Raw genomic sequence first — 1,626 nt, forward strand, 5'->3', positions numbered from 1 at the left:
GTATGTGTTTAGCCCGATCTGATTTCGGTACTGTCTCGTAGGAAGCGTTCAACGGACGCGATATGAACAGGCAGCAGACATCGGATACGGCTCTCAGGGATGGGCTCCGCAGCGGAGCCCATCCCGTTGCCTCTGCTGCCATAACTGGTTGGTGGGGTCTGTGAACGCAGACGATTTCACCAAAGAAGAGCTCCTTTCTCGGTTGCTTCAGCTTGAGCAGCGGATCGAAGAACTTGAGCAAGAGAACAAGCGGAAGGACAAGAAAATCGATCAGCTGCAAGAGCAACTTGACCAGAAGGACGAGCGGATAGAAGACCTTGAAACACGTCTTCGCAAATACGAAAATCCGCATACACCGCCCAGTAAGCGACGGTCGGGGACTGACGAGTCCCCGACCTCGCAGGACGATGAAGACGAGAATGTTCGAACCGACGGCGGCACTCCCGGACGGAAGGACGGTCATGATCCAGAGTGGCGTGTAACAGCTGACCCCGACAAAGAGATCGAAGTCACCCGTGACTGTTGTCCCGAGTGTGGCGACCACTTCGACGAGTCGGTGGGCGTCAGCCCCCGACTCGTCGAGGAGGTTCCTGATCCGCAGCCTCCTGAAGTCACCCAGTACAACCGCCACTGCTACCAGTGCGACTCTTGTGGAACAGAAGCCGTTGCTACACACCCCGACTGCCCCGATGAGGGGCAGTTCGGGGTGAACGTCATCTCTCAAGCAGCACTTTCTCGGTACGATCACCGCCTTCCCTACCGGAAAATAGCTGATCGTTTCGAGCAACTGCACGGGTTAGAACTTTCAGGCGCGTCCGCGTGGCACGCGACCGAGCGCGCTGCGCGCGCCGGTCGCTGCGAATACGAACAGATTCGAAGACAGATTCAGCAAGCAGAGATCGTTCACGTCGACGAAACCGGTATCAAACGTGAGGGTGAACAAGCGTGGATCTGGACGTTTCGAACGAGCGAACACACGCTATACGCCGTTAGAGAGAGTCGTGGGAGTGATGTTCCCGCGGAAGTCCTCGGCGAGGACTTCGCGGGAACGGTCATCTGCGATGGGTGGACGGCGTATCCAGCGTTCAGCAGTAATTTACAGCGGTGCTGGGCACATCTTCTCCGGGAAGCCGAAGACGCTGCTAATGACCACGAGGAGGCAGAGCCGGTTCACCGGTATCTCAAACAGATGTTTGTCGGTCTCCAGTCGTGGCTGGAGACCGACCCGAGTCCTCGTGAGAGAGCACAGATGCACCGATCGTGCCAGAACGGGCTTAGATCGCTCGTTGAGCGGTCAGTTGACGACGAAGCAGTGGCAACACTACTCGGGAAGATCGAAGGGGGGATCGACCACTGGCTCACCTTCGTCGGTGAGCCAGCGGTCTCCCCGACGAACAACACAGCTGAGAACGCACTTCGTGAACCAGTCGTTCTCCGGAAAATCATTGGGACACTCCGTAACGATCGTGGTATGTTCGTTCACGAGACGATCTTGTCCCTGCTGGCGACATGGCGCCAGCAGGGACGCAATCCCTACGAAGAACTTCGCCGAGTCGTCAACAACAATGAGATGATCTCACGGGCTCACGCTGTGCCGGCTGTCGAGACTTCGGGGTAAACTCATAC

At 57.2% G+C, this 1,626-nt stretch carries 1 protein-coding gene; it reads left to right on the forward strand.

The window, feature by feature from the left end; all coding sequences use genetic code 11:
- Positions 1–160: 160 nt before the first annotated feature.
- Entirely contained in the window at positions 161–1,618 is a 1,458-nt protein-coding gene (locus GRS80_RS15135; RefSeq protein WP_343161603.1) for an IS66 family transposase, read from the forward strand.
- Positions 1,619–1,626 lie beyond the last annotated feature (8 nt).

The sequence above is a fragment of the Natrialba sp. INN-245 genome (assembly GCF_009807105.1).
In the GTDB taxonomy this organism is placed as follows: domain Archaea; phylum Halobacteriota; class Halobacteria; order Halobacteriales; family Natrialbaceae; genus Natrarchaeobius; species Natrarchaeobius swarupiae.